18 protein-coding genes are annotated in these 18417 nt (G+C 43.3%); 7 read left to right on the top strand and 11 right to left on the bottom strand.

From position 1 onward, the window contains the following. Nucleotides 1-258: 258 nt before the first annotated feature. Nucleotides 259-975 (bottom strand): pyridoxine 5'-phosphate synthase, encoded by a 717-nt coding sequence (locus VB775_RS22925; protein WP_281008660.1) that lies wholly within the window; start codon nt 973-975, stop codon nt 259-261. Between the two features lie 577 nt (nt 976-1552). On the opposite strand from VB775_RS22925, the gene VB775_RS22930 reads away from it, so the two are divergent. Next, nucleotides 1553-2806 carry an aminotransferase class I/II-fold pyridoxal phosphate-dependent enzyme gene (locus VB775_RS22930; protein WP_281008661.1) on the top strand — a complete coding sequence of 418 codons (1254 nt, stop codon included), beginning with the start codon at nt 1553-1555 and terminating at the stop codon, nt 2804-2806. A 73-nt stretch (nt 2807-2879) separates the two neighbouring features. Here the strand turns inward: VB775_RS22930 and VB775_RS22935 are convergent, their stop codons facing one another. Further along, entirely contained in the window at nt 2880-4145 is a 1266-nt protein-coding gene (locus VB775_RS22935; RefSeq protein ID WP_281008662.1) for an EAL domain-containing protein, read from the bottom strand. A gap of 533 nt (nt 4146-4678) precedes the next feature. Here VB775_RS22935 and VB775_RS22940 point away from each other — a divergent pair. Beyond that, nucleotides 4679-6220: a DUF3086 domain-containing protein gene (locus tag VB775_RS22940; protein ID WP_281008663.1), complete on the top strand. Its 1542-nt coding sequence runs from the start codon at nt 4679-4681 to the stop codon at nt 6218-6220. Between the two features lie 65 nt (nt 6221-6285). On the opposite strand, the gene VB775_RS22945 is transcribed toward VB775_RS22940, so the two are convergent. Then, the gene (locus tag VB775_RS22945) at nt 6286-7110 is read right to left on the bottom strand and encodes a Tic22 family protein (protein ID WP_281008664.1); all 825 of its coding nucleotides are present in this window, start codon (nt 7108-7110) and stop codon (nt 6286-6288) included. A gap of 245 nt (nt 7111-7355) precedes the next feature. Between VB775_RS22945 and VB775_RS22950 the strand changes: the two genes are divergently transcribed. The 3 genes from VB775_RS22950 to VB775_RS22960 all read left to right on the top strand — a co-directional run bounded on the left by VB775_RS22950 (nt 7356) and on the right by VB775_RS22960 (nt 10031). Further along, entirely contained in the window at nt 7356-8792 is a 1437-nt protein-coding gene (locus VB775_RS22950) for a GTP-binding protein (RefSeq protein ID WP_281008665.1), read from the top strand. 64 nt (nt 8793-8856) lie between these two features. Then, on the top strand, nt 8857-9636 hold the full coding sequence (locus VB775_RS22955; RefSeq protein WP_281008666.1) for an MOSC domain-containing protein: 780 nt from the start codon (nt 8857-8859) through the stop codon (nt 9634-9636). 239 nt (nt 9637-9875) lie between these two features. Continuing rightward, nucleotides 9876-10031, top strand: coding sequence for a hypothetical protein (locus VB775_RS22960; protein WP_281008667.1), 156 nt, complete (start codon nt 9876-9878; stop codon nt 10029-10031). Between the two features lie 2 nt (nt 10032-10033). Here VB775_RS22960 and VB775_RS22965 read toward each other — a convergent pair whose 3' ends face one another. Further along, nucleotides 10034-10213 carry a DUF433 domain-containing protein gene (locus VB775_RS22965; RefSeq protein ID WP_281008668.1) on the bottom strand — a complete coding sequence of 60 codons (180 nt, stop codon included), beginning with the start codon at nt 10211-10213 and terminating at the stop codon, nt 10034-10036. A gap of 352 nt (nt 10214-10565) precedes the next feature. Then, complete coding sequence (locus VB775_RS22970; RefSeq protein WP_281008669.1) at nt 10566-11408, bottom strand: formylglycine-generating enzyme family protein; 843 nt, start codon at nt 11406-11408, stop codon at nt 10566-10568. 115 nt (nt 11409-11523) lie between these two features. Between VB775_RS22970 and VB775_RS22975 the strand changes: the two genes are divergently transcribed. Next, nucleotides 11524-11826: a DUF433 domain-containing protein gene (locus tag VB775_RS22975; RefSeq protein WP_281008670.1), complete on the top strand. Its 303-nt coding sequence runs from the start codon at nt 11524-11526 to the stop codon at nt 11824-11826. Next, the gene (locus tag VB775_RS22980; RefSeq protein WP_281008671.1) at nt 11823-12167 is read left to right on the top strand and encodes a DUF5615 family PIN-like protein; all 345 of its coding nucleotides are present in this window, start codon (nt 11823-11825) and stop codon (nt 12165-12167) included. The genes VB775_RS22975 and VB775_RS22980 overlap by 4 nt, the downstream gene beginning before the upstream one ends. Before the next feature lie 26 nt (nt 12168-12193). Here VB775_RS22980 and VB775_RS22985 read toward each other — a convergent pair whose 3' ends face one another. The 6 genes from VB775_RS22985 to VB775_RS23005 form a co-directional block, all read right to left on the bottom strand. After that, a complete protein-coding gene (locus tag VB775_RS22985; protein ID WP_281008672.1) occupies nt 12194-12628 on the bottom strand; it encodes an RNA-directed DNA polymerase in 435 nt (144 codons plus the stop codon). Between the two features lie 354 nt (nt 12629-12982). Beyond that, on the bottom strand, nt 12983-13117 hold the full coding sequence (locus VB775_RS26620) for an SUMF1/EgtB/PvdO family nonheme iron enzyme (RefSeq protein ID WP_407072975.1): 135 nt from the start codon (nt 13115-13117) through the stop codon (nt 12983-12985). A gap of 197 nt (nt 13118-13314) precedes the next feature. Further along, nucleotides 13315-14514: a formylglycine-generating enzyme family protein gene (locus tag VB775_RS22990; protein WP_281008673.1), complete on the bottom strand. Its 1200-nt coding sequence runs from the start codon at nt 14512-14514 to the stop codon at nt 13315-13317. Then, the gene (locus VB775_RS22995; protein ID WP_281008674.1) at nt 14511-16046 is read right to left on the bottom strand and encodes a hypothetical protein; all 1536 of its coding nucleotides are present in this window, start codon (nt 16044-16046) and stop codon (nt 14511-14513) included. Before VB775_RS22995 ends, VB775_RS22990 begins: the two co-directional genes overlap by 4 nt. Continuing rightward, nucleotides 16043-18019, bottom strand: a complete 1977-nt coding sequence (locus VB775_RS23000; RefSeq protein WP_281008675.1) for a hypothetical protein — start codon at nt 18017-18019, stop codon at nt 16043-16045. Before VB775_RS23000 ends, VB775_RS22995 begins: the two co-directional genes overlap by 4 nt. Nucleotides 18020-18026: 7 nt before the next feature. Further along, entirely contained in the window at nt 18027-18263 is a 237-nt protein-coding gene (locus tag VB775_RS23005; protein ID WP_323216978.1) for a hypothetical protein, read from the bottom strand. Between the last annotated feature and the right edge of the window lie 154 nt (nt 18264-18417).

The following is an 18417-nucleotide window of genomic DNA, read 5'->3' on the forward strand; positions in this document are numbered from 1 at the left end:
GTCATTGGTGCGGTCATGCACAAGCTATTGCGACAGGTCTTTGGTGTTCTCAAGTCTCAGCGTTCTTTCGACCCAAATTTTGTCCAAATTCCCTCTTGACTTTTTGGTACTCAAGACAGTATCTACAAAAATCTAAATTATTGGGGTAGGGGCAATCCCCCCGTGGTTGCCCTGTCGTGCTAGCAGCAAAAGATTCATCATCTGAGTTCCACGTAATATCAGTGATCATAAAAGAAGGGGCGCTTTGCGCCCCCTCTTTTATGAGTTTATTAATGCTTTCATTTCACGAATTGCTCTTTCTAAGCCAACTAATACAGCCCGACTGATGATGCTATGTCCAATATTTAATTCCTCCATTCCAGCAATTTGAGCAACCGCACGGGTGTTCCAATAGGTTAGACCATGCCCTGAGTTGAGCCTCAGTCCTAGCTCGATCGCTAATGCTCCACCTTTAGTTAATACTTCTAACTCCCGTTGAAGTTCTGCTTCATTTTTAGCATTGGCATAAGTACCTGTATGCAGCTCTACTAAATTTGCGCCAGTTCTTGCAGAAGCTTGAATTTGTTCTGTTTCCGCATCGACAAACAAGCTAACAGGGATACCTGCGCCTTGCAATTGATGGACGAATTTACCTAAGCGATCGCATTGCGCTTTCACGTTTAATCCGCCCTCAGTTGTAATTTCTTCGCGACGTTCAGGTACGAGCGTAATATAGTCGGGCTTCACATCAAGAGCGATCGCAACCATTTCGGGAGTAGCCGCCATCTCTAAATTTAGGCGAGTCCGTATAGTTTGCCGCAGCAGACGCACATCTCGCTCTTGGATGTGGCGACGGTCTTCTCGCAAATGTACAGTGATGCCATCAGCACCTGCTAGCTCAGCAATTACGGCCGCAGCCACAGGATCAGGTTCAGCCCCTCGACGAGCTTGGCGAATAGTAGCAATATGGTCGATGTTTACTCCGAGCGTAGGCAAGGTTTTTTCCTCAAAAATTTTAAAAATATGATGTTGCTAAAGATGGCAGGATTTTAAGCTTAGGATGGACAACACTTTGCGCCGTCCATCCTAAGCGCTGAATCACTACCAAAAATATTAATATCTATAGTGAAGCTAAGAGATTGGTACTTCTTCCTTATTTTAGGAACACTCATCTCTTACTTCATATGATACTAGAACAAATTCAAGCCCAGAAAGCAAAAGCAGCGTTTTTCGCCTTTATTTTAGTTTCTCAGCAATTCTCATTATGAAACCGATTTGGGTATTTCCAGCGCCGAAGGCGCTGGAAATACCCAAATCGGTTTTTTAAAAGCCGATTTGTATAATGAGAATTGCTTTTAGAGACTATTTAAGAATTACTTTCTGTGGTCAAAAACTCTAAGAGATCCCCCTCAATCACCCTTAAAAAAGGGGAAGAATTAAATTCTCCCCCCTTTTTAAGGGGGGCTGGGGGGGATCTAGACAATTCTTAAATAGTTTCTTAGTTTCTAGGTTTGCTAGACAAAATCATTCATCTTCGCGTAGGATCATAAACCGCCAAAGAAACCTGAAATCAATGACCTCTGACAAAATGAAGTTGCTGGTCGCAGAAGCTGTTACAGCTCTTGCACCAACTTTTACCCAAATCGATCTCCATGTAAAAAACAATCTCGAACGGGTTTTACAAGCTTTTCGCGATCGCCGTGTGGGAGCGCATCACTTTGCAAGTGTGTCAGGCTATGGACATGGAGATATGGGGCGCGATGTTTTGGATGAGGTTTTCGCGCAAGTAATGGGTGCAGAATCTGCTGCGGTACGCGTGCAGTTTGTTTCAGGAACCCATGCGATCGCCTGTTGTTTATTTGGGATTTTGCGCCCTTTAGATGAACTACTATCGGTTGTGGGTGCGCCATATGACACGCTCGAAGAAGTGATTGGTTATCCCCTCACCTCCGATAGTCAAGGAACAGCCTATGCAGGTTCACTCAAAGATTTTGGCATCACCTATCGCCAAGTGGAACTTACACCCGAAGGAAATGTAAATTGGGAAGCTCTAGCAAAAGCGGTCAAACCTCAGACTCGTATGGTTTTGATTCAGCGCTCTTGTGGCTATGCATGGCGGCAAAGTCTTTCCATTGAAGACATTGAAAAAATTATCAAATTAGTTAAACAACAAAACCCAAATACTGTCTGTTTTGTCGATAACTGCTATGGTGAATTTATTAGCGATCGCGAACCAACGGCTGTTGGAGCCGATATTATCGCAGGCTCTCTAATCAAAAATCCTGGTGGCACGATCGCTACCGCAGGCGGCTATATTGCAGGTAAAGCTGAGTATGTGGAACTAGCAGCCCAAAGGCTCACCGCCCCCGGCATTGGGCGTGAAGGCGGCGCAACTTTTGATCTCAATCGATTGCTTTTTCAAGGGCTATTCCTTGCACCGCAAATGGTTGGAGAAGCAATGAAAAGCAGTCATCTCGCCGCCTATGTGTTTGATCAACTGGGTTACAAAGTCAAGCCACTTCCCTTTGAGCCTCGTCGGGACATCATTCAAGCGATTCAACTTGGAAATCCCCAAACATTAATTGAATTTTGTCGCAATCTTCAGCGATTCTCACCGATTGATTCCTATGTCGATCCCATCCCTGGGGAAATGCCTGGTTATGTCAGTCAGCTAGTTATGGCAGGCGGAACTTTCATCGATGGCAGTACCTTGGAGCTTTCCGCAGATGGCCCCTTACGTGAGCCTTACACAGTATTTCTTCAAGGAGGAACCCATTGGACGCATGTAGCGATCGCCCTTGAAAATTTCCAAATTGATGATTTATAGCAATATAACGCTTTTCAAGCAAGCAATTAGTGATGTTTTGTTTCTCTGCCTTCGGCGGAGAAACAAAACATCACTAACTGCTTATTGTGCTTCTAAATGTTGTATTACTTGCGAGAAGCTTAGAAGCTGGGTCAGGTTCGAGCGGCTCTGAGAATAAATATCCTTGACCGTAGCATTCGTCTAGAGAAGAATCAAATAAAGTTTTTAACATTGTTAATTGCACAGGTGTTTCGACACCTTCAACCACAACACTTTTTCCTAATGTAAAGGCTAATGTCCCAATTGCTTTGACAATTATCCATTCTTCATTGTTAATAAAAGAACGATCTATTTTGAGAATATCAATCGGAAAATCAGTTAGTCGCCTCAGTGATGAATAGCCTGTACCGAAATCATCAATACAAAACTGAATTCCTAAATCCTTTAACTGATGAAGAATTTGTAAAGTGCGATCGCGATCGCCCATGACTGTACTCTCAGTTATTTCTAGCTTGAGACAATGGGGACTGATCTGATATTTATTTAAAATCTCACGGATATATTCCACTAAATTAAACTCTGTCAGTTGTTTTGTCGATACATTTACACTCATTGTCAAATTAGTATAATTAGGTAAAGATTGCTGCCAAATTTGTAATTGCTGACAAGCTTTACTCAGCACCCACCGACCCACTGGATAGATTAAATCTGTTTTTTCGATAAGATCAATAAAATGAATCGGAGAAAGTAAACCTCGCTCTGGATGTTGCCAGCGAAGTAACGCCTCAAAACCAGTGATCAAATCAGTCTTAAAATTAACAATTGGCTGATAAAATAATCTCAAAGCGTGACAGTCAATCGATTCTTTGACCTCTGAGTATAAATCCCAATTAAATCCTGTTAACGTAGAAATCTCTTTTTGTAAACTAATGTTTTGAGTTTCTAGAAGTTTAGTTTGTTCTAAAAGTTGTGCTTGTAATGAGCTTACTCGTAAATGAGTTTCTACCCTTGCTAAAACTTCAATTAAATGAAATGGTTTATTAATAAAATCAATGCCACCAATAGCAAATGCTTCTACTTTCTCTTCTACATTTTCTATGGCACTAATAAAAATAATTGGTATTTGCTGCGTAGTGGGATTGTTTTTTAGATTACTGCAAACTTGATATCCATCCATTTCAGGCATCTTAATATCTAATAAAATCAAGTTTGGTATCCTTTTGTAAGCAAGCTCGATTGCATCAATTCCATTTGTAGCTTCCAAAACCGAATAGCCTTGGTTCGCTAGCATGATTGATAGAATTTGCAAGTTATATCGAGTATCGTCAACAACAAGAATAGTAATATTACTTTTATTCATTAGACATAGAAGATTTAACAAATCAACTATTAATCATATAGCATTTACCCTTTCTGCTATAGCGTTTTACAAATTGCAAAAGTAGCTAGGCATAATTAATCAAAAACCAAAATCCGTAAAGTTGCGCCCCGAAGGGGTACAACTTTACAGGTTTTGGTAATTTATTTTGCACAGGTACTTACTCATTTGCAAAACAAAAAATAATCACAATAAGGGTTAAGTTTTTGCACCTTGTCATAAACAAGATAAAAACTGCTGTAGGGGTAGATTAACACGAGGAAAATAGAGTCGTTGATGAAAGTCTAAGATCTTACAATTATTTATTAAAGTGGGATGTCAAAACTGAGATAGTAAAACTTGGTAATATGTTTTCATTAGCCCATAGCTATTCGCTATATAGCACTCCTAAATGAGTTGTAAGATTTTGAGTGTTGTGAGAGTGCGCCCCTTTTGGGCGCACTCTCACAACCTATTTAGGATTGCTATATTAAAAACTGGTATAAAATAGGTAAGCACGATGCGATGAGAACTTTATGGAGTCCGATCAGTTGTCTGTAGAAGAAAATTTACAGGAAAGTTTACAAGAAAATTTAGATCCATCCCACCAAGGAGAGTCCACTGAAGCGATCGCGGTGTTAGCTAGTGGCGCAGTCAATGAGGTCGATGAATTTATCGATGAGTCTGTAGATGAAAATATTAAGATAGAACCAGCTACGACCGACAAAAACCTTGAGCAAGACCAAGTTGTTGAAGGAAAGGATATGCAGACTGAGGTGTTGATCGCGGCAGCTAGTGCAGAACTTGAACCAGAAACTCAGCCACAAGAAAGTTTAGATACCTCAGAAATATTAACAATCATTAATCAACTAAAGCAAGAAGAGTCTGAACTTAAAGCAGAGTTAGATCGCCTTAAGACTACGAAGTCTAAAGTTTTACAAGACCAGTTAGACGATTTGCAGGCAGGCATTATTCGCTTAGCTCAAGCTGATGTTGCTCGACTCGAATATCAAAAGCAAGAACTACAAGCGGCGATCGCTGTCCTTGAAAAGCGCAAAGAACGTCTTGACAAAGAAATGACTAGTACCTATGCGGGTACATCCCAAGATATCGCGATCCGTGTGCAAGGATTTAAAGACTATCTGGTTGGTAGCTTGCAAGATTTGGTAGCGAGTGCTGAAAAATTGAACCTTGTTGCCCCTTCTGCTCAGCCTGTAGCGGAAACAATCCTACCTAAAGAAAAGCAACCATCCAAAGAAACTGAACCGTTACGACTATCTGAGCAAACTTTTGCAGAGTATAAACAACGGGTTGATCAGCTTTTAGATCGTTATCGCACCCTGCCTGATTACTACGGGCCAGCATGGAAACTCAGACGCACCTTCGAGCAAGTTCATGCCGATCGCGTTTCTAAGTGGTTTTTTGAGCAGTCTGGACGTGGCGCAATCCGCACGATGGGAACGCGCTTACAAAATATTCTGGTCACCTCGGCCGCCATCTCTATATTAAAGGCTGTTTATGGTGAAAAATTGCGGGTACTAGTCCTTGCGACTTCCCCCGAACGCCTCGGCGAATGGCGACGTGGTTTTCAAGATTGCCTAGGCTTGACCAGAGAGCATTTTGGCTCTGACAAAGGTATTGCTCTATTTGAAGATCCTGAACCTTTAGCGACTAAAGGCGATCGCCTTGTCAAAGAAGGACTAAGCCCTTTAGTAGTTATTGACGAGTCCGAAGAACTGATCGCTGTTGATTTGCTAAGATTCCCACTTTTAATTGCTTTTGGCGGCGCACCTGAAGCGAAACCTGCGGCTCCCTCAGCCTATATGAATCGTGATATGAATCGCGATATGAATCGAGATAACAGCCGCGAAAGTCAAAATAATCGTGATTATGTCCGTGAGTCCCCACGAGACAATCCCAGAGATATGGGGCGAGATTACGCTCCTAAAGAACGTGACAATCGTGACTATGGTTCGAGAGACTATTCAAGTCGTAACTATGGCGATCGCGATTCTCGTGATACTGGCTATGGAAATAGTCGTGGGCGCAACAATCAAGATTCTGATTGGGACTGGTAAAAAAATAGGAGCGCCGATGCGCTCCTATTTTTTGGAAATAAAAAAGGGCGCGACGCGCCCTTTTTTTATTTCCTAGCTGGAGTTGCTTGAGGCGTTAGCTGAGGCGTAGCTGATTGCCTAGTGTTTTTGAGAATATACTCAAAAGAAGTACGCGATGGCACAAACTGGAAGCGTTCAACTTCGGGGTTGGGCTTATTGTCCTTGGACACCATCGAGTCTAAGACTTGGAACAGTGAAGCAACTTGGATCTTAGTTGCCTTAGCTACATCGGGTTGATCCTTACTGGCGCGATCGAGCAGGTTTTGGAGGTCAGTTTTATCCAAAAAGAAAGGCACAACTTGCTCTTTCTTGCCATTTTGATCGATGCTCATGGTTAGCAAACCTTGGTTATTGGCTTGACCACCGATCGCAAAGAAAACAGGCACATTCGGAATTTTGTCAGCCGCTACACCTTGCGCGGTCAGAATAGTCCTTGCTGAGTCAATACTTGCCTTAGAAGGAATAAACTGGAAAACGACCTTTTTATCTTTATTTTCACGAATCACTTTGTAGGCATCATTCATCGATCGCACAATGATCTGAGCCTTTTTGCCAATCGCAGGATTCGATTTTTGGACTTGACTGAGCATCATTTGGGCTTCGTCAGGGCCAAGGAAGAAGAACAAAAGCTGGCTGTCATCAGGCTTAGCATTTGGTTGCTGAGGAACTGCACCTAACAGAGGTGAGCCTTTATCATCGGTAATCGTAAAAACAGGAATACTGCCCAATCTCTCCAAAACTTGGGCTTCGGTGAGGGCTTCAGCTTTGAGAGTAAATATGGGACTAACAGCGATCGCCCCTGCGACACCTGCGGTGGCTGCTAGACTAACCAACGACTTGAATACGGACATATTTCTCCTAGCTACAATACTATTTAGGTTTATTTGGAATTTGGTCTGCAAAAACAACTGAGTTGCATGAGCTTTGAAAAGCTAAAAGTCAAAGATAATGATTGTCTGAAAATAACTTTCTGGCAACTTTAACAATATCTCACTTAAAAAGACAACCTTTTTATACCAGTTTCAGACCAGTTTTGTGAGGAAATTGTTACCCTCTAAGACTCGAATATCATAAGTATAGTTCCTGTTAAATAGTTATGCCTAGCGATGTTATGCCACAAGATGAAAACTTTCTCAGTTTTGATGAAATTTTTGAGGAGCTAAATTATCGCCAAGCACAGCGCACATTGCGAGATATTGTGGCAAATCTGGACTTGTCAGAACGAGAGCGACGTGGACTAGAGGAGCCACTCGAAGAGCTTCAGCAAATGTTAGACAAGTTAGAGCGTCAAGTTCTCCAAATAGCAGTCTTTGGCATGGTGGGACGGGGCAAATCGTCGGTACTCAATGCGCTGATGGGTGGGCAAGTTTTCGAGACTGGCCCCTTACATGGTGTAACTACCAGTCGGCAAGCCGCCGAGTGGCAAATATCGCGAGAGGCGATGCAAACTAACGGCGATCGCACCATTCTGAAGGCTTCATTTCAAGGACGGGGTGAGGCAAGAATCGAATTAATTGATACGCCTGGGATTGATGAGGTGGATGGGGAAGGTCGAGCAGAACTAGCCAAACGGATTGCCCAACAAGCGGATTTAATTTTATTTGTCGTTGCAGGTGACATTACTAAGGTTGAGTATGATGCCCTTTCCGAACTTAGGGGCGCTAGTAAACCGATCCTGCTAGTTTTCAACAAAATTGACCAATACCCCCCTGAAGATCGGCTGGCTATTTATGCCAAAATCCGTGATGAGCGAGTAAGAGAGTTATTAACTGAAGATGAAATTGTGATGACGGCGGCTTCGCCGCTTGTGGCAAAAGCGATCCGTCAGCCCGATGGCTCCTTTGAAGCCGAGCTAGTCAATGGCAAGCCCCAAATTGAAGATTTAAAGCTAAAAATTCTGGAAGTACTCGATCGCGAAGGTAAATCTCTGATTGCGCTAAATACGATGATGTTTGCGGATATGGTGCAGGAGAGAGTTGTACAACGCAAAATGTTTGTGCGCGATCGCCAAGCTAATCGCATTATTTGGAATTGTGTGATCACCCAAGCCGTGGCGATCGCGGTTAATCCCTTCACTGTCATTGATGTGATCAGCACTGCGATTATCGATGTGTCGATGATCGTGGCACTATCGAAGCTGTATGGCATAAATATGAGTAATCGCGGCGCAATTTCACTGATGCAAAAAATTGCGATCGGTATGGGTGGCATCAGCGCCAGTGAATTTTTAGCCAACTTTGGTTTAAGCTCTCTCAAGGGCTTGCTGGGTATAGCCGCGCCTGCAACGGGTGGTTTAACTTTGGGTGGTTACGTATCAATTGCGATCGCCCAAGCAGGTGTGGCAGGTTTCTCGACCTATGCCCTAGGGCTAGTCACCAAGGAATATCTTGCCAATGGTGCATCATGGGGCGCGGATGGTCCCAAAGCAGTGGTTAAACGGATCTTAGACACCATTGATGAAGACTCAATCCTAGCCAGAATCAAAGATGAACTCCGCGCCAAAATCGATCTGCGTAGACTGAGAAAAATATAGTATTGAAGATTATGAAACGCACATTTCGTGTTTCATAATCACATTTCCTAAAATCATCGCTACTATGGCAAAGCTAAGTAAAATCCTAATTTTTCCAATCAAATCGCTAGATCCGATCGCTTTAAATAAAGTCGAGATATCTCAAGGTGGGGCATTAAAAGGCGATCGCGAATTTGCGATGTTTGATAAAAGCGGAAAATATATCAATGCCAAGCGCTATCCCAAAATTCATTTAATTAGGGCTAGGTACGAATTAGGCGATCGGCTAGTACATCTCCAAATCCAAGAGCAACTAGAGCTATTCACTTTCCACTTAGATCGCGATCAAACTGCGCTTACTGATTGGCTAAGTGCATTTTTTGAGCAGCCTGTAGAAATTCGACAAAATAACATTAATGGGTTTCCCGATGATCCTGAAGCGTGGGGTGCAACTGTAATATCTGAATCAACTCTTGCTACTGTGCAGAGTTGGTATGTAAGTCCTCCAATTAGCATTGAGCAAATTCGCGATCGCTTCCGTACCAACTTAGAAATAGCTGATACCGAGGCATTTTGGGAAGATCATTTATTTGGGAAAGCTGGTGAAACAGTTCCATTTAAAATTGGAGATGTTCAGTTTTTTGGGACAAATCCCTGTCAACGTTGTCCAGTCCCTACTCGCGATCCCTTGACTGGTGAAGTTTATCCTGAATTTCAAAGAATTTTCACTCGTCAACGAGAAGCAACTTTACCGATGAATGTAGAGCGATCGCGTTTCAATCATTTCTATCGTCTGGCGCTAAATACACGCATTCCCTTAACAGAATCTGGCAAAGTTCTGAGGATAGGAGATCTAGCTAAGTAGCTCACCATAATTAAACCCTAGAAAGCCGCTCCGCCCGCTACGCGGGCGGGGCAGGGTTTTAGTTTACTTATGCCTAGCTACTTATCTAAGAATAACGTGAGTTCGATATAACCATTTGCGGCGTGCGAAGCACGCCGCAAATGGCGAAAAATGGTAAGAATCGCTTAGCGATTCTTACCATTTTTCGCTTCCGTCGAACTGACGTTAAGAATAACGTGAGTTCGATATAGCCATTTGAGATGTTTTGGTCAAAAGTCAAATCCATTCTGCGTTCGGTTGTTCCGAGAACCACTGAGCAGCTTCATGCGGCGATCACTCTCGCTTTCAATTCTGTTTCCGAATCTGACTTCTTTGGCTGGTTTTACGAATGTGACGCTCGTACCACGCTCATTTGACGCTATACCTGTGAGGGTCGCAAATGGCTAAGAGTTGCCAAAATTTCATCAACGCTCATCCCCATTTGGGAATATCCTGCGATCGCTCGAACAGAGATACGAGTACCTTCAATAATTAGTACTCCTCCTAAGATCGATTTGTTAGCTGTAATGTATGGATAAATTGTTGTACTGAGTGTCATTACTAACTGATGTTACGTAGAACAAAGATCGTCCTAATGTTTTTATGTCATCTTAAAAGAGGATTTGGAGACCAAATCCCTACATATTTGTAAAAGTAGGGGCTTGGTCTCCAAGCCCAAATCTCAGCCTTCCACGTAACATCAGTTACTAATAAACTTTTAAACGTTCTCTTGAGTGAAATCATTGCCTAAAAGCAATCGCTCGGAAAATCTAGAAATTGTCGAAAGCTCGATCGCTTTTTTAGAATCTAAAAAAAATTCGATCGCCTGACTGCGAAGGGCTAATCAAAGAAGGGCAGATAAATGCGAAGAAGTGCAAAGGGTTGAGGCAAAAGAACAAAGAAGGGAGTCATCACCGCAAAGAAAAAGAGCAGACAACCCGAAAACCGTAGCCGTCGCGCTGACCACGCGCATAAATGTCGCTACGACACGCAGACCGACAATACCTAGCATTGTCGTACCACGAACCACCACGCAGCAGCTTTAAAGTTTCGGGGTCTTCATAATTCTTAATATCTTTTATCCAAATCCGTGCTTCTTTCGGCGCTCCTTCATAACTATCATGCCAATCATCAGCGCACCATTCCCATACATTCCCGTGCATATCATATAAACCAAAGGCGTTGGCAGCTTTAAAGCTGCCAACATCTGTTGTCTCTTTTCGATATTCCCCTTTCGGAGCATCACCGTAGGGATGGTTCCCATCGTAGTTGACATAATCGGTTGTAATCGTCTCGCCAAAATGAAACGGCGTAGTCGTTCCCGCCCGACAAGCATATTCCCATTCTGACTCGCTCGGTAGTCTATATTCTCGCTTTGTATGCTTTGATAACCTTCTACAAAACTCCATCGCATCTAGCCACGATACAGTTTCTACTGGACGTTTATCACCTTTAAAGTTAGATGGATCTGGATTTAGTTCTTGATTAATTTGAGGCAGTGTTGCCACAACTCTCCATTGTTCTTGTGTAATCGGATATTTACCCATACAAAAAGTATGCAGAGTTACTTCATGCTGCGGACGCGAATTTGTAACACTATTTAAATCTTGCTCATGATCCGAAGCCCCCATCATAAACTTACCCGCAGGAATCTCTACCATTTCTAATGGAACATTGTACGGTAGAGTTTCGATAAAATATCTAGCCGTCTTGCGTTGACGTGCATAGATTGGGATAGCTTGAACTACGCTCATGTGTCAAGGTAAAAGGTAAAAGGGGGTATTTGATTATTTTACTAGGATTGGCGATCGCGATTAGTTCTAGATTGTAAATGATAGGATTGTTTAAAAGCTAAGTATAAAGATAGCTATGACACTCGCTATACCTCAAAGATCGACTACCACATCTCGCTATGTAACTCGCAAATCCACAGGCGAACCAATCATCATTGGTACAAATACCTCTGTCAGAGCGATCGTGGGCTTATGGAGATTAGGCACATCTCCTGAAGAAATCCCTAACTGCTTGCCACAGCTAACATTGGCACAAGTATTCGACGCTCTAAGCTTCTATCAGGATAATCAAGCAGAAATAAATGAATATATCGATCGCAATCGCGTCCCAGAGCATTTAATTCATCCTGCCGTAAAAGCAGCAATTCAAAACCTGTGAAAATATTCGCCAGCTTATATCTTGACGAAGATATGAATAACATGGTCGCCACACTACTGCGATCGCGTGGTATTGATGCCGTCACAGTTCAAAAGAGCGATATGTTAGGTAAATCCGATCAAGAGCAACTAGCCTATGCTGCTGCTAATGAACGTTGCATTTTGACCCATAACCGAGTTGATTACGAAGATTTACATTTGCAGTATGGGCAAGCCAATCTCACCCATTCAGGAATTATCGTAGTTCCTCAAAAGAGTCCTTATGAAATTGTTAATCGGGTCATGATTTTGCTCGACTCAATGACTGCTGACGAAATTGCCAATCAGTTACTTTATGTTTAAGCGGATTGAGAATAACTATGCACACCCTACTGTTCTTTTAGGCTAGCAATAATTTTCTGGCGTAGATGCCAACTATGCGCATGACCAAGATGGGCAAACCAGCTTTGCATAGATAGATTAAGCTTATCGCGTTCTATAGCTCCTGATTGGCAAGCTTTTTTTAGTACCCGCAAACGTCGCCTTCCTCTACGAAGGTTTTCACTACGCACTCGCAAACGATCGCTTAACACCCGAAAACCCACAAAATTTGTCCCGTACTTTGTCTCGAACAATTGACTTTTAATCGGGTGAATCGTCAAATAGATACTTTCTAGATAGGCTTCAACCTGACATCTCGCATCAGCAAGAATAGCGCGATCGCTATGAAACAATGCAAAGTCATCGACATATCGCAAATAGTTTTTAACTTGTAATTGCTCTTTTACAAATCGGTCAAAACTATAAAGAGAAAAGCGGCGCATAAAGCGCCGCTTTTCTTAGGAATAGATATTACGGACGCAGATGAGGAATCTCTTGCTGCTAGCCAAGCAGGGCAACCACGGGGGGATTGCCCCTACCTGTAATAATTAATTCACGATCCGTAGGGGCTGTGCCCCCGTGCCAGCCCTAAACCTTAGCTATTGCAGGAAGTTCTATCTGCGCCGCCTTTTTTAGGAATACTTTTTGGAAGATAGAGCGACTCTTCGGCTTCCCTACCAAGCTGCCCTATCTAGGGTTATCTTCGGAAATTGTCACCAATATCGCTGGAACAGGTCTGGACTCCCTAGTGTACGCTCGATAAATTCCCATTTATCAATTCTGACCGCAAGGAGTGCTCACCGCAAAACGCACACAACCCGAAAACCGATGTTGTTGTTCTGATTACGCGCATTGTTGTTGTTGCGATACGCAGACCGACAATTCTGAGCATTGTTGTTCCACGAACCACCGCGAAGCAGTTTTGAGCCAATCCCAACCTATGTTCCATAAGTTCTAAGACTTATTAAAAAGGATAGGCTCGTTTACTATGGCACGCTTTGGTATTTGGATTACCTTTTTCAAAATCTAAAAAAAATTTGATCGCCTGACGGCGAAATGCCAACAAAGAAGTGTAAAGAAATATGAAGAAGTGCAAAGGGTTGAGGGCAAAGAACAAAGAAGGGAGTCCTCACCGCAAAACGCACACAACCCGAAAACCGAAGCTGTCGTACTGAACACGCGCAAGGAAGTTGAAGCGAGACGCAGACCGACAATACTGAGCAAAGAAGTCCCACGAACCACCGCGAAGCAGCTTGCTCGCTTCGGGCGCTTCATAATTCTTATTATCTTTTATCCAAACACTTCCATCTTTTGGCGCTCCTTTATAACTTTCGTGCCAATCATCAGCACACCATTCCCACACATTGCCATGCATATCGTATAAACCAAAGGCGTTCGGCTGCTTTTGCCCGACGGGATGGGTTTGACTATCAGAATTTTCACCATACCAAGCATACTCACCCAACTCAGCAGCATTATCACCGAAGGAATAAGCTGTAGTCGTTCCCGCCCGACAAGCATATTCCCACTCTGCTTCACTTGGTAGCCTATATTCACGCTTCGTATGCTTTGATAGCCGCCGACAAAATTCCATCGCATCCAGCCACGATACTCGCTCCACTGGACGATCTTCACCTTTGAAGTTAGATGGATCTGGTTCAAGATCTGTTTTAACTTTTGGCAGCGTTGCCACAAACCGCCATTGAGCCTGAGTAATCGGATATATGCCTATCATAAAATCTGGAACGCTAACCTTATGTTGTGGACGCTCATCATCATTACTATCTTTCTCAGCTTTTGGCGCTCCCATCATAAAGCTTCCCGTAGGGATTGGCTCCATTTCTAATTTAAGAATTTGGATGGAAATCTCATCAAACTCATGCGTTAGCCATTCAATAGGCGGCGGCGACACTTTTCTTGTAGCAAGAGTGATCAAGTTCTCAGCGCTAACCTCCTGCCGTACCTCTATTTCATCCGTCTCCAAAACCGTCATGGGCATCCCAAATCGATTAGTCAGCGTAATCCGAACCTTGCCACTTTTACCAAAACTATTCGGCTCAGGAGTCAGCAAAAACCTCGCAGGGCTATAGGTTCCACCATAGCGATGCACGATCGCCACAGGCTCACCCAAAAATTCCACCCGAAAGAGCGTACCCGCATTAATAATGAATCGCACTGGCACTTCTTCGATATCGGGATAAGCCCAAGTATCACCATACTGCAAAGGTTTGAGATCTACCGTCAATAAAAAAGCAGTCCCAATTTTCGCAAGACGTGGATATTGCAAGATCGGCTCAACTGTGAGTTCAGAAGCAATAACAGTACTCATGATTGACCACCTCCAGTAATTTTCACCACATCATCAGGGTTGCCATAATAAACATAGGAAAAAATCTGCTCTGCTTGACGCTTCTGCAAATCATTGCCAGTAAAGTAACGCTTATAATTTGCACGAAGCCCTTGCAAAAAGAGAGCAGGACTAATGCCATTATCACTGCTTGCACATTCGATGAATTTCTTATTGACCGCTTTAGCTAATTTTGCTTCGACTTCTCCCATCGTCCCCAAATAACCAGAAGCTATTTGAGACAAAGCTTTAGCTGCAATTCCAAAAGGACGTTTATCTTGCCATAGTAACTGAGCAGAACGGGGAGAATTTACAAATAAAAACAACGGACGATCTTGCAAGCATTTTTCTAAGTCATCAAATCTTACTTGATTTAAATGTTTGGTTAGCTCCTGTTCGCAATGCAATAGGGCGATCGCTACAGGTTGCCGATCGTGTTTGCGAAGAGCTTCGCGCCAATCATTGAGGCGATCGTGTAAATCATTGCAGTTCGCCCCAAATGGATGTTCGTAAGGAACCAATCGACCTTGATAGGTTCTTGATAGCTCCAAATCCAGCAAAATTGGCTTACCCCAAGATTTTTGCTCAACCCAGCGCACCACTTTAGCATTCTCCGCCAGAAATTCATTACTGTCTAATTGAATTGATTCCCAAGAAATCTGCTGGCTAGTTCTATCAACAATCGCCAAGTTAAAGCGATCGTTAAAATAAGACTTTACACCGCGCAACCAATTAAGAATGTCATCAATACAATTTCTTGCAAAATCCCATAAATCCAAAGGCATACTGGGTGCTGAAATCGAGCAGTTTAGAGATTCGTGAGGTGAAACTCCCTGTATTAACCATTCTGCTTCGCCATTAGGAATAACGTAAAGAATAGCTGCATTACTAGCACAGGAGATATTGGCAGTCAGGTTTACAGTTTTTGGCGGAGTGATGGAATCAACTAAAGAACAAACATTTACCTCTAACCGTGACGCATAGGGCATAAAATCAGCTTGACCTTCTTTAAAATCTAATCGCAAAGAACCTATCCCTTTACTTCCTTGTCTCACCTTAATTTGGAACTCCTCTCTCCAAGTTTGATAATCAGCAACTTGAAAAGAAATTATGCGATTATCTAAGATTTCAAAATCATTGCCCATAAAAGAAAGATCTAGCTGCTTTTTGATTTTTATAGGTTTTTGCATGAGTTTTGTTTTTTCGGCAGGATTTAGACTTACTGAAAGACTTACAGAATAAACCTTACCTGCTTCAATATCAGCATCTTCGATAATTTGACTACCATCCAAATCCTTTAACACCATGAAAAAATAGAAATCGCGATCGGCAAGATGAAGATTGGTAATCTGCGTATTATCACGAATTTCTGAACCTTCTCCTGCTGCTATGCTCTGCACCGAAAGCACTTCATCAGTTTTGCGAACAATGTGACTCAACTCCGCACTGGTTCTTTTAGCTACACCAGCATCGGAAGCCTGTGAAAAAACTTTATCCCTTAAATCTTCAATCATTCCCATCCCTCCCCTAGCGAAATCGGTTCTAAGACTTCTTTAGTATCAATCTCTGGCAATGATGGAGCCTTAATTTCCACTTTCTCCACCACTGCCCCCATTGCCTCAGCCAAATCAGCAACCCTAGCGGCATAAAACATCGGCTGCGGGTCAAGCAGAACGATCTCTAATCGGGGAATCTCTGCCAAAACCTTAGCAGCTTTCAAAGCATCCTCAATCCCCTCAGAGGAAACGCGATGATTTAGCACCCCATCCAAACTCGCTTGCAAAGGAATATTACCGCGTCCATCCGACAGCACCACCAAGCGCACCCGCACCACCTGATTGCGCCCATGTTGCAAAGACGCTCTAGCCGTCCTTGCTGCCAAGTCCAACCCATGAGCCAGAGGAGTCGCCGCCCCTGCTTCCCCCTCCAGAGCTTGAAACACCTCTAGCGAAAGTAAATTTCTTGCCTGCACCAAATGCGATCGCAGAGACTCACTCGCTCCCTTTGCACCAATGCGAATAATACTGATACTCGCCCGATTCACATAAGCCCAGTCTCGCAAATGTGGCAAAAGCGCATCTTGCCAGAGCCGATCTTGCAAACAAGTAAAATCGATCGCACAAATAAGCTGATATTGCGGCACAGGAATACGGCGATAGCTCCGCAAATCCGATAACCAAATCCGAAAATGGCGAGGCTCATTCTTAAAGCGCGGTAAATTATGGCGATAGTTTTGGAACTTTGCCGCCTCGAAAATAGTACCAAACAGCGAAATATCTTCTAAGGTCGCGGCTGGTTGCGTCCCAATCGGATGTCCAAAACCAGAACGAGGCGATCGCGCAGAAGAGATCGGGATTTTTAACGGCTCTAGCTCTCGCATCGCAGGGGCATCATCTTCAAGGTACGGATTATCTAAAATTTCAGGTTCAGGTTCCACCGCAGGAAAAATTGTTTCTACATCTGGCTTCACGACTGACTGAATTTTCTCATCCTCGACAACATCAGCACTATTTTGTCGATCGGGTTGGGGATTTACTTTTGTTTTCTCTGGAATCGGTTCTATGGGTACAACAACTGGCGCGATTGGCAATGATAAATTCTGACTAAGCCCTAGTATTTTTGCAGCGCGATCGACGATCACAAGAGAAACTTCTGTTTCATTTTCTAAACTCGCCAAACCCCTTGCTAGTCTTGACAAGGCAAACAAACGCCGCATTCCTAAAGGTACTTTTTGGGTGAAATATGCCTGTATCCTAGCGATCGCCTCATCAGTCATCGTAGCCATAAATCGATTAGCAATTACTTCCCTTGATCGCTCTGCTAATTGCAAAACAGTTGGCGACAAAGCCTCTAAATTAGTCTCAAGGCGATCGATATTTGCAAATCGTTCTAGGGGGCTAAGTTCATCAAAATATTTAAAATTAGGCGATTTGCACCGTAGGGCAAAGCGATCCAATAAGTGCGGCGACAATTCTCCAAGGCGATCGCTTTGACAACCTGCAATACACCAAAATCGCGGCTGCCAAGTATGGTCAATACCGTCCCGTTGCAAACTAGCCCATTCACTATCCAACAAACTCACGCAAGCCCGCATCGCCGACAAACTCAGACGGGTGAGATCGGGAATAACCACTAGCAAAGGATTACTGCCATGCTCGACTAGCTTACTCGGTTGCCAAATAATCTGAGAACTTTGGCGATCGAGCGATTTTGTGGGCGATTCTGCGGTAAATTTTGTGGGCAATGCCCACCCTACGCCAAAATGTCCCCATAGATTTTCTTCTGTCGTTGCCGAATTTAGGGTTAATGCCTGTGCTGGAGATTGATAGGCGATCGTGAGTATTTGCTTCCAGCGATCGGCAAATCTAAGCAAGTCCTTTTCAGTCGCATCAAAAACCAGCAAACCCTGTAACGAAGACTCAATCGCCGCTACAGTCAATAGTTTGTAGAAATCCTCTTCCTGTGGTGACTGAATCATTTTTTCCATAATGATCCTAGTTCTTAGATATCTTCAGTTCTTCTTTAACCCTCTGCTCTCGTTCTTCATCCCAAGCCAACGTCCCGCCCCGCTGACGATGCTGCAAGGCAAACTTTGCCACTTTTAAAACATCTTCGGCGGTAGCAGATTTTTTCCCTTTTAAAGAAGCATGAGCGATCGCCGCCAAAGCCATGATGTAGTCAGCCCGATGTCCCTCAGTATTAAATGCTTTAGTTTTCAGATCGTAATTTATTACAGAGCTACTGCGTAAGTCCTATCTATTCCAATTCCTCTAAACGCTCCGCGATCACATTCAATTCAGCTATCCCTCGAACTAAGCGACCGCGCAAAGCATCGTCAAGCTTAGGATTTTGCAAGGCAGCTTCTTAGATTGCTTCTAAACACTC

It is taken from the genome of Pseudanabaena sp. CCNP1317, assembly GCF_034931345.1.
Taxonomy (GTDB): Bacteria; Cyanobacteriota; Cyanobacteriia; order Pseudanabaenales; family Pseudanabaenaceae; genus Pseudanabaena; species Pseudanabaena galeata.